At 64.1% G+C, this 26,660-nt stretch carries 10 protein-coding genes; 5 read left to right on the top strand and 5 right to left on the bottom strand.

From position 1 onward, the window contains the following. Positions 1–80 precede the first annotated feature (80 nt). On the top strand, positions 81–14,351 hold the full coding sequence (locus G8767_RS11315; protein ID WP_166810203.1) for a non-ribosomal peptide synthetase: 14,271 nt from the start codon (positions 81–83) through the stop codon (positions 14,349–14,351). A gap of 1 nt (position 14,352) precedes the next feature. On the opposite strand, the gene G8767_RS11310 is transcribed toward G8767_RS11315, so the two are convergent. Continuing rightward, positions 14,353–15,201 (bottom strand): Ku protein, encoded by an 849-nt coding sequence (locus tag G8767_RS11310; RefSeq protein ID WP_095970171.1) that lies wholly within the window; start codon positions 15,199–15,201, stop codon positions 14,353–14,355. A 140-nt stretch (positions 15,202–15,341) separates the two neighbouring features. Between G8767_RS11310 and G8767_RS11305 the strand changes: the two genes are divergently transcribed. Next, the gene (locus tag G8767_RS11305) at positions 15,342–16,313 is read left to right on the top strand and encodes an alpha/beta hydrolase family protein (RefSeq protein WP_166810202.1); all 972 of its coding nucleotides are present in this window, start codon (positions 15,342–15,344) and stop codon (positions 16,311–16,313) included. 14 nt (positions 16,314–16,327) lie between these two features. Here G8767_RS11305 and G8767_RS11300 read toward each other — a convergent pair whose 3' ends face one another. Both G8767_RS11300 and G8767_RS11295 read right to left on the bottom strand, forming a co-directional pair. After that, positions 16,328–17,458 (bottom strand): lycopene cyclase family protein, encoded by a 1,131-nt coding sequence (locus G8767_RS11300; protein WP_166810201.1) that lies wholly within the window; start codon positions 17,456–17,458, stop codon positions 16,328–16,330. A 10-nt stretch (positions 17,459–17,468) separates the two neighbouring features. After that, positions 17,469–18,254: an SDR family oxidoreductase gene (locus G8767_RS11295; protein WP_166810200.1), complete on the bottom strand. Its 786-nt coding sequence runs from the start codon at positions 18,252–18,254 to the stop codon at positions 17,469–17,471. A gap of 129 nt (positions 18,255–18,383) precedes the next feature. Between G8767_RS11295 and G8767_RS11290 the strand changes: the two genes are divergently transcribed. Continuing rightward, positions 18,384–20,015, top strand: coding sequence for an ABC-F family ATP-binding cassette domain-containing protein (locus G8767_RS11290; RefSeq protein WP_003944932.1), 1,632 nt, complete (start codon positions 18,384–18,386; stop codon positions 20,013–20,015). Positions 20,016–20,075: 60 nt separating this feature from the next. Here the strand turns inward: G8767_RS11290 and G8767_RS11285 are convergent, their stop codons facing one another. Next, positions 20,076–20,642, bottom strand: a complete 567-nt coding sequence (locus tag G8767_RS11285) for a TetR/AcrR family transcriptional regulator (RefSeq protein ID WP_003944970.1) — start codon at positions 20,640–20,642, stop codon at positions 20,076–20,078. 101 nt (positions 20,643–20,743) lie between these two features. Next, positions 20,744–23,545, bottom strand: coding sequence for an aconitate hydratase AcnA (gene acnA / locus G8767_RS11280; RefSeq protein ID WP_019748421.1), 2,802 nt, complete (start codon positions 23,543–23,545; stop codon positions 20,744–20,746). A gap of 456 nt (positions 23,546–24,001) precedes the next feature. Here acnA and G8767_RS11275 point away from each other — a divergent pair, with 456 nt between their 5' ends. Beyond that, entirely contained in the window at positions 24,002–24,592 is a 591-nt protein-coding gene (locus tag G8767_RS11275; RefSeq protein WP_166810199.1) for a DUF6676 family protein, read from the top strand. Positions 24,593–25,043: 451 nt separating this feature from the next. Then, positions 25,044–26,591, top strand: coding sequence for an NlpC/P60 family protein (locus G8767_RS11270; protein WP_029255350.1), 1,548 nt, complete (start codon positions 25,044–25,046; stop codon positions 26,589–26,591). Positions 26,592–26,660: the final 69 nt, after the last annotated feature.

Here is a 26,660-nt window from a genome sequence, read left to right as displayed (position 1 = left end):
AGTGCCCCGATCAGTTCGAGGCGTCCAGCGGACGCATATACCTGTTTGCATCATGATCAAGTTGTAAGAGGGAGATTCGTGTGGATGGCAGTCCCGACCGAGGAATCGTTTCCGCAGCTCGTCCGGACGACGAACTCACCTTCCCTCTTTCTGCCGCGCAACTTTCCCTGCTTGTCGCACAACAGCTTCGGCCCGAGATTCCCGTCAGCATCGCTCAGTACGTCGACGTGGACGGCCCGCTCGACATCGAGCTGCTGACCGCTGCCAGTAAACAGACCGGCCGTGAGATCGGCTCCGGATACCTGCGCCTGGTCGAGGTGGACGGGGTTGCGCGTCAGTGGCTCGATCTCGACATGGACGACTCCCTCGACGTGGTCGATCTTCGAGACGAATCGGATCCGGAATCGGCGGCGCGAGAGTGGATGCGCAGAGAGCACACTGCTGCCATCGATCCGTTCACCGATCGCCTGGTCCGGCTGGCGGTCTTGGTGCTTCGCGACGACCATTCCTACTGGTACAGCCGTATTCACCATGTAGCGCTCGACGGTTTCGGCGCGATGTCGATGATGAACCGCACAGCCGAGATCTACACCGCGGCGGTGCGGGATCTGCCGGTTCCCCCAGCGGTAACTGCCCCCCTCCAATCGTTGGTGAAGGCGGAGTCCGACTATCTGGGCTCTTCCCGGTGGGAGCGTGATCGCGACTACTGGAACACCAAGATGGCCGACAAGCCGGGCGGAACCTCGCTCGCGTCCTCGACTGCTCCGTCGCAGGCGTGGTCACGCCTGCGGTCCGCGACGGTGCCTTCGGAACTGCGAAGCTCTCTCGAACGGCTCGCTGCCGCCCACGACGTGACGACGTCGTCCGTGGTGATCGGTGCTCTGGCGTCTTACCTCGCCCGGGCCACCGGGACCCGCGACGTGGTCCTCAGTCTGCCGGTGTCGGGGCGGACGACAAAAGCTGCTCGCCGGTCCGGCGGAATGATGTCGAACGTCGTTCCGATACGTGCGAGTGTCGACCCGCACTTCGCGGTCGGGGACTTGCTGCACGAGGTGAAGATCGAACTCACCGGCGCACTGCGTCATCAGAAGTATCGCCACGAAGACCTACGACGCGACCTCAACGCCGGCGATCACAGCATCGCCGACGGACGCGGCTTCCACGGGCCTTTGATCAACCTCATGCTGTTCCATTCCGGAATCACTCTCGGGGACGCGCACGGCGAACTGAACGTGATCTCGACCGGGCCGATCGAAGACCTCTCGGTCAACGTCTATCAGACGTCCGCAGCCGAAGAGATTCAGATCGACTTCGCCGCGAATCCGGACCTCTACACCGACGAGGACATCGCGCGTCACCACCGACGTTTCCTCGAATTCCTCGACTTGTTCTGCGCCGCAGAAGCGGGAACTCGATTGATGGACATCGACCCCGACGCTGCGGGGAAGTGGATCGCCGAAGTCCAACACGCCCGCAACGTCGAGTACTGGTCTGCGACATTGTCGAGCCCCGCCGAGGATCTGGGTTTGCCGGTCGTCGCCGGAACCGGTCGAACGTCCACGCCTCTCGAGATCGAGGCAGACCTCTGCCGGCGCCTCGAGACGATGGCGACGACGATGAACACGAGTCTGTTCGTGCTGTTCCAGTCCGCGATGACGGGACTGCTGCGCCGCGTCGGTTCGGCTGACGAGGTGTCGATCGGAGTTTCGGTCCGCGGGTACGGTGCCTCGAACCCGGACGACTTCGTCTCGATGTTCGCCAACCAGTTGGTGCTTCGTTCCACGGTGTCGAACACCATGACGCTCTCCGACCTGGTCGGTGCGGTGGACACCGTCGCGATCGAAGCCTTCGAGCACGCCGACATCCTTCTGTCGTCGGTGACCGCCGCACTCGGTGACGGTCGCTGGATGGAGACAGGCCCGTTGTTCCGGGCGATGGTCTGCTTCGAGGAACCACTGGACGCTCACCCGAGATTTCCGGGCCTCATGGTCGGTGCGCCGATCGGATCCGACTTGGCTACAGTGCCGGAACTGTTTGTCTCCCTGGCAATTCCGACGGGCGAGCATGCCGATTTCGATCAGCCGATCTCCGGTGTTCTCGATTGGCTCGGCACGAAGGAGCAAGCCGAGGACCTCGCCGACCGTTTTCTGCGAATCCTGACCGCGATGGTCGGTGCTCCGCACTCGGTGCTCGGCGCCGTGGATCTGCTCCGCCCGGACGCACGCCAGGCGCTGGTACCGCCGGTGCTGCCGATCACCCCGGTCCGAACGCTCTCCGACATCCTTGCCGACCGCACTCGCGCGACCCCGGACGCGATCGCCGTCGTCGCGGGTGGCGAGCGCGTGTCATACCGCGAACTCGATCGACGATCGAATCAGTTGGCGCGCAAACTCGTCGATCACGGCGTGCATTCCGAGTCGTTGGTCGGGATCATGCTGCCCAAATCGGTCGACATGATCGTTGCCGCAGTCGCGGTGGTGAAGGCCGGCGGCGGATACCTCCCACTCGATCGTGCGCACCCGGCCGAGCGTTTGGCGTACGTGGTCGAGGATGCGCAACCGGTGTGCATCGTCTCCGATTCCACCTTCCCGAACGCCGATGTGGCGGTCATCGGAATCGACTCCGACGAGTACTCCGGGGAGAGTCTGGAAACCGCTCCGTGCCCGCGCGGGCACGGAGCCGACAATCTGGCGTACGTGATCTACACCTCGGGGTCGACGGGTCGACCCAAAGGCGTCTCCGTCACCCACGCCACCGTGGTGCGATTGTTCGAGAACACGCACGTCGAATTCGGATTCGACGGGAACGACGTGTGGACGATGTTCCACTCGTTCGCCTTCGACTTCTCGGTGTGGGAACTGTGGGGCGCGCTGCTCCACGGTGGAACCCTGGTGCTGGTCGATCACGAAGTCTCACGCGACCCCGATGCCTTCCGAGCGCTGGTCGCCGCAGAAGGCGTCACCGTGCTCAATCAGACGCCCTCGGCCTTCTACCAGTACATCGAAGCCGACCTCCGTACCGATTCGGAGACTCGGCTCCGGTACGTGATCTTCGGTGGCGAAGCATTGGACCTGCGCCGACTCGGACGCTGGTACGACAATCACCCCGGCTACGACAATCACACGAACTCCGGGCCTGCACTCGTCAACATGTACGGCATCACCGAGACCACGGTGCACGTCACGCATCTCGAACTCGACCGACCGAGCGCGAGTTCGGTGACGGGCAGTCGGATCGGCGACGCGATCGACGGACTTCGCGTGTACTTGCTCGACGAGCACCTCTCGCCGGTCCCGGTGGGAATCGCGGGGGAGATCTACGTCGCCGGCGGCCAACTCGCCCGTGGATATCTGGGCCGACCCGACCTCACCGCGGGCCGGTTCGTCGCCGATCCCTTCAACGCCGGCGGCCGGCGGTTGTACCGGTCCGGCGACCGAGCACGGTGGATTGCGCCCGGACAACTCGAATACCTCGGACGCGGCGACGCGCAGGTCAAGATCCGCGGATTCCGGATCGAACTCGGTGAGATCGACTCCGTCATCCTCGGCGCACCGGGAATCGACGACGCAGTGACGGTTGTGGCACCGACGCCGGCGGGCGGCGCTCTCGTGACGTATGTGACCGCTTCTGATTCCGTCGACGCCGAGGTCCTTCGCGCCCACGCCGCCGAAGTTCTCCCGACCTACATGGTTCCCGATGCCTTCATGGTCATCGATTCGATTCCGTTGACCACCAACGGAAAACTCGACCGGCGTGCGCTGCCGTCGCCGATCCTCGCCTCCACCAAGGTCTTCCGGCCCCCGACGACGCCGACCGAGGACAAGGTCGCCGCGGTTCTGGCTGACATTCTCGGTAGCGGGCCGCTCGGACTCGACGACAATTTCTTCCATCTGGGTGGAAACTCGCTGGTAGCGACGACGGCTGTGGCTCGCTTGACCGAAGCCACCGGAGTGCGGATGCCTCTGCGAGCACTCTTCGATCACCCCACGGTCTCCGGGATCGCGGCGACGATCGAGCGTGCCGCACAAACTCCGGACGCCGACGGTATTCAGGTCGTGGCCCGGCCGGCGGTACTACCTCTCGCACCCGCCCAGCAGCGACTGTGGTTCCTCAATCGCGTCGCGCCGGAATCGGGCGCGTACAACATTCCACTGGCGGTGTCGTTGCGTGGTGGCGTCGACGCCGACGCACTCAGCGCTGCGATCGTGGACGTCGTGACACGTCACGAGTCACTACGCACCGTGTTTCCTCAAATCGGGGACAACGCGACGCAGAAGGTGCTGGGCCTGGGCGAGGGGATCGCAGGGCTCGAGTCGATCGACGTGGAACGCGGAAGCCTCGAGAGAGTGATCTTCGAATTCTCTTCGGCGGGTTTCGATCTGGTCCGCGAACGTCCGGTGCGCTACCTGCTGATCACTGTCGCCGACGAGAAGGAAGGCGATGACGAGGAAGCTGTCCTCGTCGTGGTCCTGCACCACATGGTGGCCGACGGATGGTCACTCGCGCCGCTGGCTGCTGATCTCACCGGCGCCTACGCCGCCCGCGTCGGCGGCAACAGCCCGCAGTGGGCGCCGCTTCCAGTGCAGTACGCCGACTACACGCTCTGGCACCGGGAGCACCTCGGGGACGCGGCATCCACCGATTCGCTTGCCCACTCACAGATCACGTTCTGGAAGCAGCAACTGGCGGGAGCGCCCGAGCAACTCCACCTGCCGACGGACCGTCCGCGCCCACTCGACCCGACCATGCGCGGGGCCGGCGTCGACATCAGAATTGGCGCTTCCACACATCAGAAGCTCGCTGTACTTGCTGCCGATCACGACGCCACGCCTTTCATCGCCCTGCACGCGTGCTTCGCGCTGCTTCTGGCTCGCTACAGCGGCACGGACGACATCGTCGTCGGAACACCGGTGGCGGGACGAGGGGACAGGTCTCTCGATCTGCTCGTCGGCATGTTCGTCAACACCCTTGCCTTGCGGACCATCGTCGACCGTGATGTGACCTTCGGGGAGTACCTCGCGCAGGTCAGAGCTGTCGACGTGGATGCCTTCGACAATGCGGACGTGCCATTCGACGTCGTCGTGGACGCGCTCGAACTGGACCGTTCGCCCGCACACCACCCGGTGTTCCAGGCTGCCATCACCTCTCGGATAACCACCACTCACACAGCTGAACTGGCCGGGGTGTCGATGACGGCCCGGGCAGTCGAGACGGGGCTGACCAAGTTCGACCTCGAGCTCACGGTCACCGAGCGCCGCGAGGCCGGGGCCGCAGCTGGGATCGATGCCACGTTCACCTACTCCACCGACCTGTTCGACGGCTCGACCGTCGAAGCGTTGGCGCGAAACTTCGTGACACTCGTCGAATCGGCGGTCTCGGAACCGACTGCACCGGTGGGTGACCTTCGTGTACTCGGATCCCGGGAGAGTGCCGCGATATTGCCGCACCGCGGTGTGGCTTCGGTGGGCGAATCGACGCTGGCGCAGATCCTCGGGGATACCGCGAGGACGTATCCCGACGCGATCGCCCTCGAAGACTCCGAGCTTTCACTGTCGTACGGGGAGCTGGAGCGTCGATCGAATCGGATCGCTCGATACCTCATGGACCTGGGCGTCGGACCCGAGACACCGGTCGCATTGGCAGTCGCCCGATCGGTCGACTCGGTGCTCGCAGTCTGGTCGGTCACCAAAGCCGGCGGCGTTTTCGTCCCGGTCGATCCCCGTTATCCCGCAGATCGAGTTGCGCACATGCTCGAAGATTCGGGTGTGCGCATTGGAATTCGGTCCGCCGAGGTCGCGGCCGGTCCGGCAACCGGCGGGAATGTCGCAGTTTGGATCGACCTCGGCGACGCGGACACGGTTGCAGAATGTGCCGCCTACTCCGACGCCGCCATCGACGACGCGGACAGAACAGGATCGATCACTGCGGCGTCGGCCGCGTACGTCATCTACACGTCCGGGTCGACCGGAGTGCCGAAGGGCACCGTCGTCACCCACGCGGGTTTGGCGAATCTTGCTCGCGAACAACAGGATCGGTACCGGATCACCGCCGCGTCGCGAGCTTTGCATTTTGCATCGCCGAGCTTCGACGGTGCCGTCCTCGAGCTACTGCTGGCCGGTTCGACCGGCGCGACGATGGTGATCGCCCCTCCCGACATCTACGGCGGGGAGGCGTTGAGCGAGTTCCTCCGAGGCCGCGAGGTCACTCATGCCTTCATCACTCCGGCTGCTCTGGCGACTGTCGATCCGGCGGGCGTGACGGCACTGGAATGCGTAGTCGTCGGCGGCGATGTGTGCACTCCGGAATTGGTCTCGAGCTGGGGCAACGGGCGCAGACTGCACAACGGATACGGTCCGACCGAAACCACTGTCATGGTTGCCATCAGTGACGCACTCTCACCGGGCGAGCCGATCACCATCGGTGGTCCCATCCGCGGAATCGACGCCGTGGTGCTCGACGCTCGGCTGCAACCGGTCCCGATCGGCGGCGTAGGCGAGCTGTACATCGGTGGGCCGGGCCTCGCACGGGGTTACCACCTCCGTCCAGCACTGACGTCGGATCGTTTTGTCGCGCATCCGTACTCGACGCCCGGTGCGCGGATGTACCGCACCGGTGACCTGGTCCGCTGGACCAGGGACCTGACCCTTCGCTACGTGGGCCGCAGCGACCATCAGCTCAAGATCCGCGGGTTCCGCATCGAACTCGGCGAGATCGACGCTGCTCTGATGGATTTCCCTCTCGTTCACTTCGCCACGACGATTCCCGTCGAATCCGTCGCAGGCACCACCTTGGCGTCGTACGTGTTGCTGAGCGGCGACGCTGATATCGAGTCGCTCTTCGTGGGACTCGCCGACAGGTTGCCGCGGTACATGATTCCGTCGTCGATCACCCCGATCGACGCGATTCCGTTGACTCCGGTCGGCAAACTCGATCGCAGAGCATTGCCGACGCCGGTTCCGCGCGAAATCCTCGGCACGGGTCGTGAACCCGAGGCCGGGCTCGAACGAACCGTTGCCGACGTGTTCGCTTCACTGCTCGACGTACCCGAGGTCCGGGCCGGAGACAGCTTCTTCGATCTCGGGGGCAATTCACTGGTCGCGACGCAGGTGTCCGCGCGGTTGAGCGCGGCGACGGGACTCGCCGTGGACGTGCGCTCGATCTTCGAAGCACCGACAGTCGAAGCGCTCGCTGCACATCTGGCCACAAGCGCCGAAGAATCCGACGATCGACCTGCCCTGACCGCCGGCGCTCGCTCTGCCCGCCTACCGCTCTCCGCTGCGCAACAGCGACTGTGGTTCGTCAATCGCTTCGATCCGCAGTCCTCGGTCTACAACATCCCGTTCGCGATTCGGATCACCGGGGACATCCACGGCGACGCCCTCGAGGAGGCGCTCTCGGACGTCATTGCGCGTCACGAGGTGCTTCGAACGATCTACGTCGACAGCGCGGACGGACCGAGCCAGGTCATCCGAGCAATTTCCGATGTGCAGTTCTCCGTCGAGCGCTATTTCGGCTCTGAAGGTGTCGACTCGGCGACGACGGAGTTCGCATCGCGTGGGTTCGATCTCGGTTCGGATCTGCCGATTCGGGCAATGCTCGTGCGCGAGGACGCCGATGTTCACGTACTGGTCGTCGTCATCCACCACATCTCCTTCGACGGCTGGTCCCTGACTCCCTTTGCCGCAGATTTCATCGCGGCGTACTCCGCACGCCTCGTCTCGGATGCGCCGGTGTTTGCGCCGCTCGAGGTGCAGTACGCCGATTACGCGGTGTGGCAGCAAGACTCGCTCGGGCAGATCGACGACCAGGAGTCTCTGGTTGCCCGCGAGCTGACGTTCTGGACAGCTGCCATGGCGGCTGCCCCGGACGAAGTGCTGTTACCCGTGGATCGCCCACGCGGATCTGTCACCACGACCGCCGTCGGATCGGTGCCGATCGTCATCGACGCGGCGACGGTGGAGCAACTCGCCGCCTTGGCGAGGCGCAGTGGTACGACGCAGTTCATGGTCGTACACGCGATCCTGGCGGTTGTTCTCGCGCGTCTCGGTGCTACCGACGATGTGGTGATCGGTACCCCGGTGGCCGGCCGCGGGCGACCCGAACTGGATTCCCTGATCGGGATGTTCGTCAATTCGGTACCCCTTCGCACACCGGTCGACCACCGAGCGTCGTTCACCGACCTGCTCGAGGGCGTCCGCGACCGCGACCTCGCCGCCTTCGCCCACTCCGAGTTGCCCTTCGAGGTGTTGGTCGACGCCCTCGACCTCGACCGGTCCACCACGCGACATCCACTGTTTCAGGTCATGCTGTCGTACCACCAGAATGTGGTCTCGCCGCAGGTCACAGTTCACGGCGCACGTCTCGAAGCGCAACCAATCGAGCCGTCCGTCGCGAAGTTCGACCTCGAGTTCACTCTGCTGGCAGGCAATTCCGAGAACGCGGAGATCACCGGATCGCTCAGGTTTGCCGAGGCGCTCTTCGACATCGCCACCGCGGAAACGATCGCCGCCCGTGTGCAGTCGGTAGCCCGCGCCGTCGCCGCGGAGCCGGACACCGCGATCGACGACATCGAATTCCTCAGTGCCCTCGAGCGAGAGTCACTCGTGCCCGTACGCGGTCCGGCATGGACCAGCTCGCGCACCTTGGCCGAAATATTGACGCGGACGGCCAACCGTTCAGGGGATTCGGTGGCCCTTCGATCGGGTGACACCACCGTGCTCTACCGAGATCTGTTCGCCCGTGCATCGGCGCTTGCCCGCCGTTTGACCACGGAAGGAATCGGTGCCGAAGACATTGTGGCAATAGCGATTCCGCGTTCGATCGACTCGATCATCGCGTTGTGGGGCGTTTCCTTGACCGGCGCTGCGTTTGTTCCTGTCGATCCGCGATACCCCGCCGATCGCATTCTGCACATGCTCACCGACTCCGGAGCCACTCGCGGAGTAACGACGGAAGCAGTGATCGAATCGCTGCCCCGGCCCGTTCCGTGGATGGCGATGGACGACATCGAGGACGACGGTACCGGTCAAGCGATTCCCGCCGCGCCGATCCGAATCGACAACCTCGCCTACATCATCTACACCTCCGGATCGACGGGAAAACCCAAGGGGGTCAGCGTTACTCACCGTGGCCTGAGCGCATTGGCTGCCGAGCAGACGGCGCGCTACGGCATCTCGGCGCAGTCGAGGACGCTGCACTTCTCCTCACCGAGCTTCGACGCCTCCATCCTCGAACTGCTGCTCGCCGTCGGTGAAGGCGCGACGATGGTGATCGCATCTCCCGACGTCTACGGCGGCGAGGACCTCGCCGAATTGGTCACCGATCAGCAGGTGACCCACGCGTTCATCACACCGGCAGCGCTGGCCTCGGTCGATCCGACCGGGCTGGACGCCTTGCAGTCGATAGTTGTCGGCGGCGAGGCATGCCCACCCGAACTGGTCCGCAAGTGGGCACCGGGTCGCCGGTTGTTCAACGGATACGGGCCGACGGAAACCACCGTCATGGTCTGCATCAGCGATGCGCTGAGCGTGGGGGAGACCGTGACCATCGGCGGACCCGTCCGCGGCGTGTCCGCGGTGGTTCTCGACGGTTCCGCCCGGCCGGTCCCCGTCGGAGTCACCGGCGAGCTCTACATCGCCGGCCTGGGACTTGCCCGCGGCTACCTCGACCAACCCGGGTTGACGGCGACGCGATTCGTGGCAGCGCCGTTCGGCCCGGCCGGTACTCGCATGTACCGGACCGGAGACCTGGTTCGGTGGACACCGCTCGAGACGATCGAATACGTCGGACGCTCCGATCACCAGGTGAAAGTGCGCGGATTCCGAATCGAACTGGGCGAGATCGACTCTGTCCTGAGCGCGTACCCCGGCGTCGAGTTCGCGGTCACCGTGGGCGTCGACGCAGCTTCCGGTGAGACGATGTTGGCGTCGTACGTGGTGCTCGGCGACGATGCGGTCGACATGGACGAGCTGCTGAGCCATGCGCGCCGCTCTCTACCCGCTTTCATGGTGCCGACGGCGATCACCCCGATCGAGCACGTTCCGCTGACCCCCGTCGGGAAACTCGACCGATCGGCGCTGCCGGCGCCGACACTGCGTTCGTTCGAGCGGAGTCTCGAGCCGCTGACCACCGCGACCGAACTCCAGGTTGCCGGCGTCGTGGCAGAACTGCTGGGTATCGAGCAGATCGGTGCGTCGGACAGTTTCTTCGAGCTCGGTGGCAACTCACTGCTCGCCACCAGACTGTCCCAGCGACTCGGCGAATCATTGGGCAGGCAGGTGGCTGTCCGAATGCTGTTCGAGCACCCCGAAATTCGGGAACTTGCCGCAGCACTCGACACATCCGCCAGGGTGAAGGCGCTTCCGCCGATCACCGTCGCCGACCGCCCCGATCGAATTCCGCTGTCCTACGCGCAGGCCCGCATCTGGTTCCTCAACCAGATGGATCCGGGCTCACCCGCATACAACGTCCCTGCCGCGATCTCCCTCGACGGTGCACTCGACGTGCCGGCCCTCGAAGCTGCTGTCCTCGATGTGATCGAAAGACACGAAATCCTGCGCACGGTGTTCCCAGATTCCGACACCGGCCCACACCAGGTGATCCTGGATGCCTTCACCTCCTTGGAATACGGAACTGCGGACACCCGTGAACCGGCAGAACTCGCCGGAGAATTCGCGTCGCGCGGATTCGACATCACGACCCAAGCCCCGATCCGGGCTCTCCTGCTCGAGTCGACGCCGCAGCAACACACTCTGGTCATCGTGATCCACCACGTCGCGGCGGACGGATGGTCGATCGCGCCGTTGATGAAGGACGTGCTCACCGCCTACGTCGCGAGAAGTTCGGGACACGCTCCCGAGTTCACCCCGCTCGAGGTTCACTACGCGGACTTCGCCATCTGGCAGCGGGAAGCGCTGGGCTCTGTGAACGAATCCAAGAGCGTGCTCGGGGCACAGGCGTCGTACTGGCGGGAGACGTTGCGGGGAGCACCTGAGCTGATCGACCTTCCGAGCGATCGAGCGCGCCCGCTCACCCAGTCGTTGAGCGGCGGCCACACCGCGGTCTCGCTTCCGGCGCACACCCGGATCGCGGTCGAGGCGGTTGCCGGCTCGAATGCGGCGACGCCGTTCATGGTGTTGCACGCTGCCTATGCCGTGCTGCTGTCCAGGCTGAGTCGAAGCACGGACATCGTGATCGGATCTCCGGTCGCCGGGCGAGGACACCGAGCTCTCGACGACCTCGTGGGAATGTTCGTGGGCACGGTCGGACTGCGCACGACGGTCGATCCCGGGTCGACCTTCGTCGACGTTCTACGTACCGTCCGCTCCGTCGATCTCGACGCCTTCGCCCACACGGACATTCCGTTCGAGCAGGTCGTGGACGTCGTGGCGCCGACCCGGACCACCGACCGTCATCCGGTGTTCCAGACGATGATCTCGTTCCACGGCGCCCATCCGACGGCGTGGGATCTGCCTGGACTTGCCGTTCGTGCGCACGAGATCACACCGGCCATCGCCAAGTACGACCTGCAGTTCACCGTTGTTGAACAAACCGCGGAGGAAGGCGGCGGCTACGAGGCCTCCCTCACGTACGCGAAGGACCTCTTCGACACCGATACGGCGGAGTCGTTTGCGGTGATGCTGGAAACGATCATCGAGACACTGACTGCCCAGCCCTCAGCTGTCGTCGGTGACGTCGATCTTGCGGGACGCGGCCTGCGTGCGTTGCCCGGACGTCCGGCCGGCGACGCTTTGACCTTGCCGGAGCTGCTGCTTCGCGGCGCTGCCGATCCTCACGCTCCCGCAATCGTCGACGTCGCCGCATCCGCCACGCTCACGTACGGCGAACTCGACCGACGCTCCGACGCAATGGCCTTTGCGTTGATCGCACGCGGAATAGTGCCGGAAATGATTGTGGCACTGGCGCTTCCGAGGTCGGCCGACTACGTGATCGCGCTCTGGGCCGTTGCGAAAGCCGGCGGGGTGTTCCTTCCCGTGGATCCGGCGTACCCCGCCGAGCGGATCGAGCACATGCTCACCGACAGCGGGGCAGCACTCGGTATCACCAGAGGCGAGTATCTGACCGGTCTGCCAGACGTCACATCGTGGATCGAGCTCGACGCGGTCGAATTCACCACCGAAATCGAGGCCGTCCATTCCGAGACACTGCCGGACGCGCCACTCGAGCTCGACAATCCCGCCTACCTGATCTACACCTCGGGCTCGACCGGAAAACCCAAGGGAGTGTTGGTCACTCACGCAGGGTTGGCCGCGTTTGCCGACGAACAGCGCGACCGTTTCGGCGTCACCGCGCACTCTCGCGCTCTGAGCTTCGCCTCGACGAGCTTCGACGCGTCGGTCCTCGAACTCCTTCTGGCCTTCGGCGCCGGCGCAACGATGGTGATCGCACCTCCGACCGTTCTCGGCGGTGTCGAACTGCACGACCTACTCGACGAGCAGACGATCACCCATGCTTTCGTGACTCCGGCAGCCTTGGCGACTGTCGATCCCGCCGGGCTCGACCATCTCGAAGCCGTCGTTGTCGGGGGCGACGCCTGCTCCGCCGACCTCGTATCTCGGTGGGCGCCGGGGCGCCGTATGTTCAACGCGTACGGCCCGACCGAGGCCACCGTCGCAGTCACCATCAGCGATTCACTGGTCGCGGGGGAGTCTGTGACAATCGGCGGTCCGATCCGCGGCGTGGACGCGATGATTCTCGATTCCCGACTGCACTCGGTCCCCGGACAGGTCGTCGGTGAGCTCTACGTCAGCGGCGACGGCCTCGCCCGCGGGTACCTCGGCAACCCCGCGCTCACCGCCACACGGTTCGTCGCCGACCCGCACGGACCCGAAGGCGCTCGGATGTACCGCACCGGGGATCTGGTGCGCGAAGATCGCGCAGGGGCGCTGATCTACCTCGGACGCGCGGACCAGCAAGTCAAGGTCCGCGGGTTCCGGATCGAACTCGGCGAAATCGACGCGGTGCTGGCGTCCGACGCGTCCGTGCATTCGGCTGTCAGCGTGGTCGTCGGTGACGGCGTCGACGCTCGGATCGTCGCCTACGTCGTCCCCGCACACGCGGACGTCGACGTCACCGCGCTACGCCGTCACGCAGGTATGTCCTTGCCTGGGCACATGATCCCGTCCGCCTTTGTCGCCATCGATGCAGTCCCGACCACACCGGCGGGCAAATTGGATCGCAGCGCTCTGCCTGCTCCCCTCTGGGAGGCGCCGAGTGGACGCAGTCCGGAGGGCAGCGACGAGATTGCGATCTGCGCTGCTTTCGCGGAGGTACTCGATCTCGCCGACGCCGACACGTACGCCGATTCGAGTTTCTTCGAACTCGGCGGAAATTCGCTCATGGCAACGCGCTTGGTCGCTGCCATCAAGGAACGCACCAGCCTGACCGTCCCCGTCGCGTGGATATTCTCCGATCCGACTCCGGAGGCATTGGCGCGCAGACTCTTCGAACTCGAGGAAACAGTTGTGACAAGTGACGCAGATACCTCGGCGCTTGCAATAGTCCTGCCACTACGCCCGGAAGGCCGCGCCGAGCCTCTGTTCTGCATCCATCCGGCCATCGGATTGGCCTGGTGCTACGGGGCACTCGATCGCTACGTCGATTCCAGCCGGCCGCTCTACGGCCTGCAGTCGCCGGTTCTGGCCGACCCCGAATTCCGGGCGGAGCTGATCGAGGATTTCGCGGCGCGGTACGTCGAGGAGATCCGCGGAGTCCAGCCCCACGGTCCGTATCATCTGCTCGGCTGGTCGATCGGCGGATTGATCGCCCACGCGGCGGCGGTGCAATTGCAAGCAGCAGGTGAAAGCGTCGCCGACCTTGTACTGCTCGACAGCTTCGTACTCGAAGACCCGATGATGGCGGGCGCGCAGCCTTCACTCGCCGAACTGATCGGCGGGTTGGGGATCTCGGTCCCGGACGCCGACGAGCGCGATCTGACACCCGAGGACGCCGAAGAGCTCCTGCGCGATGCCATCGGCGATCACCCCTTGGTCTCGAGCGAGCGGATCGAGCGACTGTTCGAGGAGTACTCGGCCGGCGCGGAGCTGGCTCACCGCTACCGCCCGGGCAGGTTCGTGGGCGATCTGCTGTTCTTCTCGGCACAGACCGACACTTTCGACCCACTGCGAACGGCGTCGGCATGGCGGCCGTTCGTGTCCGGGGTGATCATCGACCGTCCGGTGCCCACCTCACACGCCGAGATGTTCACCGAAGCAGGTCTGGAGGCGATCGGCCCTGTCGTGAACCTGGCGGTCGGAACAGGTCGTCATGCGGCCCCGGACGTCGACGCAGAGCTGGACGCTTTGATCGAAGTTCAGGACGTGCGCGGCTGAATCAGGCTCGTTTCTTCCTCGGCGTGGTCGACTTCGAGGAGCCGGCCTTGGAGGCGTTCGACTTCGCTTCGTCCACACTGCGTTGCAGTGCGGCAACCAGGTCGACCACCTCTGCATCGGTACCCTCCTGGTCGACTTCGGCGGCAGGGATGACCTTCTTGCCGCCGTTCTCGATCATCTCGTCGAGCAACTGCCGCAATTGGAGTTGGTAGTCGTCGGTGAACTCGGTCGGATCGAAATCGCCGGCCATGCTCTCGACGAGCGTCTGCGCCATCTTCAGTTCCTTGGCCTTCGGCTTCTCCACGTCGTCGAGCGAAGGGAACTCTGCTGCACGAACTTCGTCGGGCCAGAGCAACGTCTGGATCACGAGGACGCCGTCGCGAGCGCGCATCGCGGCCAGACGCGTCTTCTGTCGCAGAGTGAAATGCACCAGTGCCGTTCGATCACTCTCGGTGAGCACAGTCGAGAGCAGGACGTACGCCTTCGGCGACGCCGAATCGGGTTCGAGGAAGTAACTCTTCTCGAACAAGATCGGATCGATCTGATCGTTCGGCACGAATTCCAGCACCGGAATCTCGTGCTTCTCCGCGGCCGGGAGCTTGTTGAAGTCCTCGTCGCTCAAGATGACGCGCGATCCGTCTTCCGAGTCGTACGCCTTGTCGATGTCCGCGAACTGAACCGTGTTTCCGCACTCGGAACACACACGGTTGTACTTGATGCGGCCACCGTCTTTTGCATGGACCTGGTGAAATCGGATGTCGTGGTCCTCGGTCGCCGAGTACACCTTGACCGGAACGTTGACCAGACCGAAGGCTATCGAGCCTTTCCAAATCGAGCGCATGTCTCCCATGATGGTCGCCCCCAGCCGATTGCGCGAGGCAAACGCTCACGGTTGATCCCGAACCGTTGCGTGTGAACGGGCCGGTTCGGGGCGTATCGAGCGGGTATCCGCTCCGAGAACCCGACTCGCACACCTGGGGGCACGCTCCGATGAGAATCCGAACCTACCGTCGACGCGTCACCGCGGCGCTGGCGATTTCACTGGTTCCGTTGCTGTTGGCTCCTTGGCACGCGGCCGCAGATCCAGCCCGTACTGTCCGGATCACCGTTCATTCGGAAGCGATGGACCGCGACATACCACTCGAGGTGATCCTCCCCGCCGACACCGGTGCGCCACGCCCGACGCTGTATCTGCTCAACGGCGCCGGTGGCGGCGAGGACAGCGCAACGTGGGAAGGGCGGACCGATGTCCTGGACTTCTTCGCCGACAAGGACGTCAACGTCGTGACGCCGTTGGAAGGTGCGTTCAGCTACTACACGGACTGGCAGAAGGACGATCCCGTACTCGGGCGCAACAAGTGGCAGACGTTCCTCACTCGCGAACTGCCGCCGGTGATCGATGCGCAGTTCGGGACCGACGGGGTCAACTCCATCGCGGCGATCTCGATGACCGCCACCTCCGTTCTCAACCTCGCGATTTCGGCGCCGGGCCTCTACCGCAGTGTCGGGGCGTACAGCGGGTGCGCCGAGACCTCCACCCAGCCGGGTCAGGACTACGTCCGACTGGTGGTCGGCGCGCGGGGCGGCGCTGATCCGACAAATATGTGGGGACCGTTCGACGGTCCGGGATGGCGCGAGAACGATCCCGTCGTGAACGCGGAGAAACTGAGGGGGACCGAACTGTACGTCTCCACAGGCTCCGGGCTGCCAGGCCCACACGACAACCTTCAGGCGCCCGATGTGAACGGAAATCCCGGAGCGCTTCTGAATCAGATCATCGTCGGCGGCATCATCGAATCCGCGGTCAACGGGTGCACGCACGGTTTAGCGGACCGACTGAATGCTCTGGGCATCCCCGCGACCTTCGACTTCAAGCCGAGCGGAACCCACTCGTGGGGTTACTGGCAGGACGACCTCCACAATTCCTGGCCGATGATCGCCAGTTCGATGGGAGTGCGGTAGCCGGTGCTCATTGCTCACCGCAGAAAGGGTGCGCGCATCAACGACTTTCGAACATGCCACGGCGACGTCCGGAACAGGGTTGCCATCACCTTCGCGGTCGCAGCCGCGTCCCGCCGATCGGAGAGGTAGGACCGCTGAGCCTCGACCGGTAGATCGAAGAACCTGTCGAAGAATGTCGCGACCTCAGCCGGGTCGAGGGTGAGAAGTGCATTCAGGCCAACGCGGCGAAGAGCAGCCACTCCCTTGGCCGAGCGGGGCCAGAGCGCCGCCTCCGGATCCCCACCGTCGGCGATTGCTTCAGCGACCGCGTCCGCCTCGGCGAGTGAGGTAGCAACGCTGTATCCGGTTCCCGGATGCATCAGACCGCCTCGCCCGCCGAAACGGAGGACATCGCCGGGGGACGAGTCCTTCGGGCCTTCGACTGCGAAACGGACTCGCTCGACCGGCGCGTCCTCGGGGACTTCGCAGCCCCGATTGTGAAGTCGGGTGCGCAGACGTGCTTCGAGTTCGCGCAACCCCAACGCCGGCCGGCCGACGAGGCAGGTCTCCTCGAGGAGGACTCGTTCGTCGTCGAGTGGGACTGCATAGAGAAACGACGGAGTGTCGGCGTCGGAGGTGCCGTTGTCTCTTCGCCAGTCCATGAACCAGGCTTCGCCGCCGCCCAGAATCGGAGCTGTCAGGGCGCGGTCGACGATCACTCCGAAGGCGGTCTGCTGCGCGGTTGTCACCGTGAGGTCGGTGCCTCGAGCGTCGACGACGACGGAACCCGTCAGCTGGGTTCCGTCGGTGCAGACAACGCTGTTGGGGGACAGCGTTCTGGCAGTCAAGGCTCTGAACTGTGCGGATGTATCCGAGAGAAATAATTGCAGTGATGTTGTATTCAATACGCAATATGCGCGATCAAATGTTTTCTGCTCCTCGGCCCACACACTCGGACGTTGGATTCGGCTCGCGATCACCTCGTCCGGCAGCCACGACGGCAGTTCGTCCGCCCACGCCGAATACGTCGGAGTCCACACCCGACGAGGATGCGGATCGACGATGACGACCGTGAGTTGCCGGGCGATACAGCGGGTCGCGAGCGCCCGCCCCGCCGGTCCTCCGCCGACGATCACCACATCGGTGGAGGAGTTGTCTGTGCTCATGATCGGCGCACTACATCGATCCCGTTGCGAGTAGGCCGCCGTCGACGCGCACGGTTTCGCCCGTGATCCACGCCGCCGCGTCGGAGACCAGGAAGCCGACCAGACCGGCGACGTCTTCGGGGGTGCCCAGTCGCTTCATCGGGTAGCCCGCCGACGCCTTGTCCTCGCCAGCAGCGACCAGGGCTGCCGCGAACTGCGTCTTGACGATCCCGGGAGCTACGGCATTGACACGAATCTTCGGTCCCAGTTGCCAGGCCAGTTCTTCCGTCAACCGGATGAGCGCAGCTTTCGACGCTCCGTACGCCGCGATGACGCCCGTCGATCGGATCCCGGCCACACTGGCCAGGTTCACGACGGCTCCACCGTGTTCTCCCATCCATGCCCGATGCGCTTGCTGGACGTAGCCCAGGGCGGCAACCACGTTCACGTCGAAGATCTTGCGTAAGGCGTCGAGGTCCGCCTCCATGAGCGAACCGAAGACCGGATTGATGCCGGTGTTGTTGACCAGAATGTCGAGCGATCCGAACTCGGCGACAGCACGGTCGACGGCACCGGAGCGGGCTTCGGCATCGGCAGCGTTGCCCGCGAATGCGACGACCTTGCCGCCGTGCCCCAGATCGGACAGTTCGGTTGCAGCGGTCTCGAGAGGCTCCGCCTTGCGGGCTGTGATCAAGACGTCAGCGCCGCGAGCGAGGAGCTCGGCGGCGACAGCTTTGCCGATTCCGCGACTTGCACCGGTGACGATGGCGGAGCGGCCTTCGAGGTCGCGAGGACGAGTGCTGTTTTCGCTAGTCATGTCCCGAACGTTAGCGGACTCACACGCTGCTGGTCGGAACGACCGTCAGGTCACGGTAAAATCGATAGTTCTTGTGTCTGTAGTCAGGCATTGTTTACCCGTATTCGTCGTTTTTCCTGAGGAGTTTGCTTGATTACCGCCACTGACCTCGAAGTTCGTGCCGGTGTCCGCACCCTTCTCACAGCTCCCGGGCCTTCGCTGCGCATCCAGCCGGGCGACCGGATCGGTCTCGTCGGACGTAACGGAGCCGGAAAGACGACCACACTGCGCATCCTCGCCGGTGAAGGTGAGGCATACGCGGGAAGCGTCGTACGCACCGGTGAACTCGGATACCTCCCGCAGGACCCCAAGGAGGGCGACCTGAGCGTCCTCGCCAAGGACCGGGTTCTCTCCGCACGCGGCCTCGACACGATGCTCCGCGAGATGGAGAAGCAGCAGATTCTGATGGGCGAGGTGCTCGATCAGGAATCGCAGGACCGCGCGGTCAAGAAGTACGGCCAGCTCGAAGATCGATTCTCGGCCCTCGGCGGATACGAAGCCGAAAGCGAAGCCGCACGTATCACCAGCAGCCTCGGCCTCGAAGACCGTATTCTCGGGCAGCCGCTCAGCACGCTGTCCGGCGGTCAGCGGCGTCGTGTCGAACTGGCGCGAATCCTCTTTGCCGCCTCCGACGGCAGCGGTGCCCGCTCGGACACGACTCTGCTTCTCGACGAGCCCACCAACCACCTCGACGCCGACTCCATCACCTGGCTGCGTGGATTCCTCCAGAACCACGAGGGTGGACTGGTGGTCATCAGCCACGACGTCGACCTGCTCAACGACGTCGTCAACCGTGTGTGGTTCCTCGATGCCGTCCGCGGTGAGGCCGACGTCTACAACATGAACTGGAAGAAGTACCTCGACGCCCGCGCCACGGACGAACAGCGTCGTCGCCGTGAGCGTGCGAATGCCGAGAAGAAGGCCGGCGCGCTGCGCATTCAGGCAGCGAAGATGGGCGCGAAGGCAACCAAAGCCGTCGCGGCTCAGAACATGGCCAAGCGAGCCGACAAATTGATGGCCAACCTCGATGCCGAACGTGTCTCGGACAAGGTTGCGCGTATTCGTTTCCCCGAACCCGCCGCTTGTGGCAAGACGCCGCTGATGGGCAAGAACCTCACCAAGGTGTACGGCTCGCTCGAGATCTTCACCGGTGTCGATCTTGCGATCGACCGTGGTTCTCGTGTGGTCATCCTCGGACTCAACGGTGCAGGTAAGACCACGCTTCTCCGCATTCTCGCGGGTGCGGAGAAGGCGGACGCGGGTGAACTGATCGCCGGTCACGGACTCAAGGTCGGTTACTTCGCTCAGGAGCACGACACCCTCGACGACGACGCGTCCGTGTGGGAGAACATCCGCCACGCCGCGCCGGATACGGGGGAGCAGGAACTGCGGTCGCTGCTCGGTGCCTTCATGTTCACCGGCCCGCAGCTCGAACAGCCGGCCGGAACGCTCTCGGGTGGTGAGAAGACACGTCTGGCCCTGGCCGGTCTGGTGTCGTCCGCTGCCAACGTTCTGCTTCTCGACGAGCCCACCAACAACCTGGACCCGATCTCACGCGAGCAGGTGCTCGACGCGCTCCGCAGCTACACCGGCGCCGTCGTCCTGGTCACTCACGATCCGGGCGCTGCCGAGGCACTGAACCCCGAGCGCGTCATCCTCCTGCCCGACGGCAACGAGGACCACTGGTCGCAGGAGTACCTCGAGCTGATCCAGCTCGCCTGACCCCCTGTGAGTGGTTAGGGAGTCCCCGCACTCCTCAACCACTCACAGGGGCGAAGCCCCTCAATCTCTCCGCCGCACCGATTCCTCGACCAGATCGAGAACAGCTGACAGGTTGTCGACACCGTGGCCGGAGGCGATTCTCGCGACCAGGCCGTCCATCACCAGATCCAGATACCCGATCAGGATTTCGGTGGGAACGTCGTCACGGAGTCGACCTGCCGATTTCTGTCGGGCGAGACGCGCACTGGTCGCTTCCGTCAGTTCTACAGAGCGCTGTGACCACTTCTCGCGGAAATCGGCGTCGTTGCGCAGTCGACGCGCTATCTCCAGTCGCGTTCCCAGCCAGTCGAATTGATCGGGCTGCGCGAGCATGTCCCGCATGACCTGGACGAGGCCCTCTTCGGCGACGACATCTGCCATCCGGCTCGCATCCTCGCTTGCGAGAGCGAGGAACAGGCCGTCCTTGTCCTTGAAGTGATGAAAGATCGCTCCTCGGGACAAGCCGGTGACTTCTTCGAGACGGCGAACTGTGGCGCCGTCGTAGCCGTATTCCGCAAAGCAGCGGCGGGCGCCGTCAAGGATCTGACTGCGCCGTGCCGCGAGATGGTCTTCACTGACCTTGGGCACGTTGTTGTCCTCGTCTCGCGCTTTCTTTGTGCTCCGAACGCACGTGGCGGACTCAGCACCTCGCTGAGTCCGCCACGTGGGTTAAAGCAGGGCTCGGTTGACTAGCCCCGGATCATGTTGCGAAGCACGTACTGCAGGATGCCACCGTTGCGGTAGTAATCCGCTTCGCCGGGGGTATCGATGCGTACGACTGCGTCGAACACGACCTTCTCGCCGTTCTCGCGCGTCGCCGTGACCTTCATGGTCTTCGGGGTGACGCCCTCGTTGAGCTTCTCGACACCTTCGATGTCGAAGGTCTCGGTGCCGTCGAGCTTGAGCGAACCTGCGGACTCGCCGACCGGGAACTGCAGCGGGACAACGCCCATGCCGATCAGGTTTGAGCGGTGGATGCGCTCGAACGACTCGGTGATGACGGCCTTGACGCCGAGCAGGCTGGTGCCCTTGGCTGCCCAGTCACGCGAGGATCCGGAGCCGTACTCCTTGCCGCCCAGGACGACCAGCGGGATGCCGGCTGCCTGGTAGTTCTGCGACGCGTCGTAGATGAATGCCTGCGGTGCGCCTTCCTGCGTGAAGTCGCGGGTGTATCCACCGGAGACGTCGTCGAGGAGCTGGTTGCGCAGACGGATGTTCGCGAACGTTCCGCGAATCATGACCTCGTGGTTACCGCGACGCGATCCGAGCGAGTTGTAATCCGCACGCTCGACGCCGTGGGAGTCGAGGTACTGCGCAGCGGGGGTACCGACCTTGATCGGACCTGCCGGGCTGATGTGGTCGGTGGTGACCGAGTCGCCGAGCAGTGCGAGGACGCGAGCGCCCTTGATGTCCTTGACCGGAGCCGGATCCATCGTCATGCCGTCGAAGTACGGTGGCTTCCGCACGTAGGTGGAGTTCACGTCCCACTCGAAGGTGTCACCCTTCGGGGTTTCGAGGTTCTGCCAGCGGCTGTCGCCCGCAAAGATGGTTGCGTACGACTTGCGGAACATGTCCTGGTCGATCGAGGACTTGATCGTCTCTTCGATTTCCTGCGTGGACGGCCAGATGTCCTTGAGGTAGACGGGGTTTCCGTCGGTGTCGTTACCGAGCGAATCGGTCTCGAAGTCGAAGTCCATGGTTCCGGCGAGGCCGTAGGCAATCACGAGCGGCGGGGAAGCCAAGTAGTTCATCTTGACGTCGGGGGAGATGCGTCCCTCGAAGTTACGGTTACCCGAGAGCACCGCGGTGACCGAGAGGTCGTTGTCGTTGATGGCCTTCGAGACTGCCTCGGGCAGCGGTCCGGTGTTACCGATGCACGTGGTGCAGCCGTAACCTCCGAGGTAGTAGCCGAGCTTCTCGAGGTACGGCCACAGGCCGGCCTTCTCGTAGTAGTCGGTGACGACCTGCGAACCGGGAGCCATGTTGGTCTTGACCCACGGCTTGGTGGCGAGGCCCTTTTCGACGGCGTTGCGTGCGAGCAGTGCAGCACCGAGCATGACCGACGGGTTGGACGTGTTGGTGCAGGAGGTGATACCTGCAACAACGACGGCGCCGTGGTCGAGAACGAACTCACCGGCGTCGGACTTGACGACGACCGGCTTGCTCGGACGGCCTTCTGCACCGTTGGCAGCGGAGAGAACGTCGACCGCTCCGTCGTCTGCAAACGACAGAACCGCGGGATCGGAAGCCGGGAAGGATTCCTCGACTGCCTCGTCGAGCTGGGTGTGCTCGGTCGGGTAGTTCTCTTCCACGTAGTTGTGGATGTCCTTGCGGAACGCAGTCTTGGACTCCGACAACAGGATTCGGTCCTGCGGGCGCTTCGGGCCGGCGATCGAGGGAACAACGGTTCCCAGATCCAGCTCGATGTACTCCGAGAAGACAGGCTCCTTGTCGGGGTTGTGCCACAGGCCCTGTTCCTTGGCGTACGCCTCGACGAGAGCGAGCTGCTCGTCGCTGCGGCCGGTGAGGCGCAGGTATTCGATGGTCTCGGCGTCGATCGGGAAGATCGCTGCGGTGGAACCGAATTCGGGGCTCATGTTGCCCAGCGTCGCGCGGTTCGCGAGCGGAACCTCGGCAACACCGTTGCCGTAGAACTCGACGAACTTGCCGACGACGCCGTGCTTGCGAAGCATCTCGGTGGCGGTGAGCACGACGTCGGTTGCGGTGACGCCGGGCTTGATCTCACCGGAGAGCTTGAAGCCGACAACGCGGGGGATCAGCATGGAGACGGGCTGGCCGAGCATTGCTGCCTCGGCCTCGATGCCGCCGACGCCCCAGCCGAGCACGCCGAGGCCGTTGACCATCGTGGTGTGCGAGTCGGTGCCGACACAGGTGTCGGGGTATGCCTGTCCGTTACGGGACATGACGGTGGGCGCCAGGTACTCGATGTTGACCTGGTGGACGATGCCCATTCCCGGGGGGACGACCTTGAAGTCGTCGAATGCGCCCTGGCCCCAACGGAGGAACTGGTAACGCTCGCCGTTGCGCTCGTATTCGAGGTCGACGTTGCGCTCGAGTGCGTCGGCCTGGCCGAAGACGTCGAGGATGACCGAGTGGTCGATGACCATGTCGGCGGGGGAGAGCGGGTTGACCTTGTTCGGGTCGCCGCCGAGGGTGGTGACGGCCTCACGCATGGTGGCGAGGTCGACGATGCAAGGAACGCCGGTGAAGTCCTGCATGATCACGCGGGCAGGCGTGAACTGGATTTCGATGCTCGGCTCGGCCGAGGGATCCCAGCTTGCGATTGCGCGGATGTGATCCGCGGTGATGTTGGCACCGTCTTCGGTGCGGAGAAGGTTCTCGGCGAGAACCTTCAAGGAATAGGGCAATTTCTCGGTGCCGGGGACGGCCGAGAGGCGGAAGATCTCGTAAGAGTTCTCACCGACCTCGAGGGTTCCCTTGGCTCCGAATGAATCGATACTGGTGCTCACGTCTGCTCCACTCGTCTATGAGGGTCGCTACCGACGGGGCTGTGTCGGCAGCTGAAGCGAGGTACTTCGGCCGGGAAGATCCTCCGTAGCTCACGCCAATCGCACAGTTCGCGTGAGAACTGTCCGAACATCGGAGCTGCAGTAGAACCCGTCCTGACCGGTGGTACCTCTTGGTCCAAGTCTAACAGTACGCTTGTCCTGTGAGAATTCAGGGCAAGTTGACCGAAACAATCTTCATGCAGACCGGGGGCCTGCGCAACGCAGGCTTGGCTGGGTGACCGCACCCACAGCTACCGCTCGGGCGGCACGCGCGGCGGTTGTGTGTGACGCCTGGTGGCAGTCGACCTGAAGTAGGGTGCATGCAGGCCCGTCGCGGGTCGGCCGCCGAAAAACGACCTCGGAAGAACTCCCCGCATCTCAGCGGTGGACGGAATCCGAACAGCACCCGGATGAGAGATGTCTGCTCCTACCAATCACGCTTTTGCGCCTGTGCACGTGAAGTCCCCGTTGCACGTCGCCGTTCCGTCGGACGTCGATCTCGACGACGTGCTCGCGGACATTTCGACGGACGGTGTCTCCGCCCCAGAGTCCGATGTATCGGGGCTGACTGCGGTGGTGACCGACGCTCGTGAACGTGGTGTCGACTTGAGCGTCGTGGTCGTCGACGCGAATCCGGGCCGGCCGTCCGACCTTCGCGATCTGGCCACGACAGTCGGCAAAACCGAAGGCGGCACGGTTCTCGTTCTGAGCCCTGACTGGATGGGTAGCTACAGCGACTCGATCAGTCGCGTACAGCTCGAAACTGCACAGGACCGATCTTTCGGCGAAAGCGCGAGCGTGACCGCGGACCGCTTCTCGCACGAGATCGTGGCGCCAGGTCCGCCGTGGACGCTGTACACGGTCCTTGTCATCGCAGTGGTGGCGGTTATTGCCGGGATCACCTTTGCCGTGAAGTGGCGGCGCGGACCGGAAAATACGCAAACCAGACATACCGCGTCAACGTCAAAGACCGCGACACCGTCCGACCACCGGGCCGATTCCGTCTGACCTTGGTCCTTTTGCGAGATTTTCAGTAACTCGTCGAAAACAGGTACTCACCGCTGTTTGCAGTGAGTACCTGCCCTTTTTGGTGTCTGCATGCCATTCGACCAGCTCAAATACCGTTTGTGTTATTTGTGGCTAAAGTTTCCAAAGAACGCTTGAGTGTCGTACGGTACAACTGGCACTTTTTGGGGAAGAAGTGTCGCAGACAGGCTGATGTTGTTCGACGCGTACTTGTCGGTTGCCTTGTTCCCGAGGTGTCGACAGTGGCGTTGTGACGGCACGCCCGGGCCGACGAGCAGCTCTCGGGCTGTGGGCGACCGGTGCTTGGTCTGCGCATTCCCTCCCCGCACGGATCGGCGACCCAGCGGGCCGTGGCGTTACACGCGAGGGAGAGTTATTTGTGAGGCAAGTAACACGTGGCGGCAAGTCCCGTCGTGGTCCTTCCCGTAAGTCGATGCGCCTGGCGCAACTGGTCATCGGATTCGGCGTCGTCGGCTCCCTGATCGTCGGAACGCCGGCCATGTCCTCGGCCGTACCTCCACCGCCGCCGAATCCGAGTGACTCGGACATCGCTGCGGCCGATTCGCAGGTCTCGTCGAGCGTCGGCACCGTCAGCGCGCTCATCAACCAAGTCGCATCGGCCAACGAACAGTTGTCGGCACTCGACAACGAAGTCGCGATCAAGCGTGAAGACGTCAACAAGACGCTCGTGGATCTGCAGAACGCTCGCGGCGCCGCAGACACCGCGGCGCAGGCCGTCGGCGTCACCAAACAAGCTCTGAAGGACGCCTCGGCGCAGATCGAGGTCGCTCAGACGGACTTCGACAAGTACGCACGCTCGAGCTACGTCAAGGGCACCAACACCGCGTCCATCTCGTCATTCCTCGACGCCAAGGGCCCGGGCGACGTTCTCGATCGTGCACAGGTCCTCAAACTGCTCGCCAACACGCAGAGCGCAGTGCTCGACGGTCTTCAGCGAGCACGTACGGAGCAGGCGAACAAGGACTCCGCGACTCGCCAAGCGAAGCAGCAGGCCGACGCCGCCGCCGAGGTAGCCGCCCAGCTGAAGGATCTGGCCGAGCAGGCGATTCAGATCGCGCGCAACGCCCTCGATCAGCAGGTAGCCAAGAAGGCCGCGATCGAAGCCGAGCGCAACTCCGCTCAGGCCCAGCTCGACGCCGCCCGAAACGCAGTCGCCGGCTTGCAGGGCCAACGCCAGGCGTACGCGACGTGGGACGAACAGCGTCGCGCCGAGGAAGCTCACCAGAAGGCGCTCGAAGCCGCCGCCAAGGAAGCTGCCGCACAAGCGGCCGCCCGCGCAGCAGCCGACCAGGCAGCCAAGGATCGAGCTGCGGCACTGGCAGCGGCTCAGCGCCCGCACACCGCAGTCGAAGACCCGACTCCGACCGTCATCCCGGACGACGACGACACCTGGACGGACGAGGAGACCGGGACCGACGAAGAAACCGGCACGGACGAAGAGACCGGCACCGAAGAGGAAACGGTCACCACACCCAAGCCCACCACTCCCAAGCCGACGACACCGAAGCCCAGCACGCCGAAGCCTTCCGTCACCGGAAGCGCTGCAATCGAATCCGTCATCGATCGTGGAATGTCTCAGCTCGGCGTGCAGTACGCCTGGGGCGGCGGCGACGAGAACGGGCCGACGCGAGGCATCCGTGACGGCGGCGTCGCAGACAGTTACGGCGATTTCAACAAGGTCGGTTTCGACTGCTCGGGGCTGATGATCTACGCCTTTGCCGGTATCGGCATCTCGCTGCCGCACTACACCGGCTATCAGTACACCGCGGGCACACAGGTTCCGTCGTCGGAGATGAAACGCGGCGACATGATCTTCTACGGTCCCAATGCCAGCCAACACGTTGCGCTCTACCTCGGTAACGGGCAGATGCTCGAGGCGCCGCAGTCCGGTTCGAGTGTCATGGTCTCCCCGGTTCGCTGGGGCGGAATGACGCCGTACGCCGTCCGGTTGGTGTCCTGATCGCTGCATCGTCAGAACAACGATGCCGGCATTGACGGGAGAAGTATCGAGTTCCCGACGTGGTGTTAC

The organism is Rhodococcus sp. IC4_135 (assembly GCF_011602025.1).
In the GTDB taxonomy this organism is placed as follows: Bacteria; Actinomycetota; Actinomycetes; order Mycobacteriales; family Mycobacteriaceae; genus Rhodococcus_F; species Rhodococcus_F baikonurensis.
This window is presented reverse-complemented; position numbering and strand designations above follow the sequence as displayed.

Coding starts and splice junctions, on each gene's coding strand:
- G8767_RS11275 (WP_166810199.1), top strand. CDS start 24,002: ATGTCTGCTCCTACCAATCACGCTTTTGCGCCTGTGCACGTGAAGTCC.
- G8767_RS11300 (WP_166810201.1), bottom strand. CDS start 17,458: ATGAGCACAGACAACTCCTCCACCGATGTGGTGATCGTCGGCGGAGGA.
- G8767_RS11310 (WP_095970171.1), bottom strand. CDS start 15,201: ATGGGAGACATGCGCTCGATTTGGAAAGGCTCGATAGCCTTCGGTCTG.
- G8767_RS11270 (WP_029255350.1), top strand. CDS start 25,044: ATGCGCCTGGCGCAACTGGTCATCGGATTCGGCGTCGTCGGCTCCCTG.
- G8767_RS11295 (WP_166810200.1), bottom strand. CDS start 18,254: ATGACTAGCGAAAACAGCACTCGTCCTCGCGACCTCGAAGGCCGCTCC.
- G8767_RS11305 (WP_166810202.1), top strand. CDS start 15,342: ATGAGAATCCGAACCTACCGTCGACGCGTCACCGCGGCGCTGGCGATT.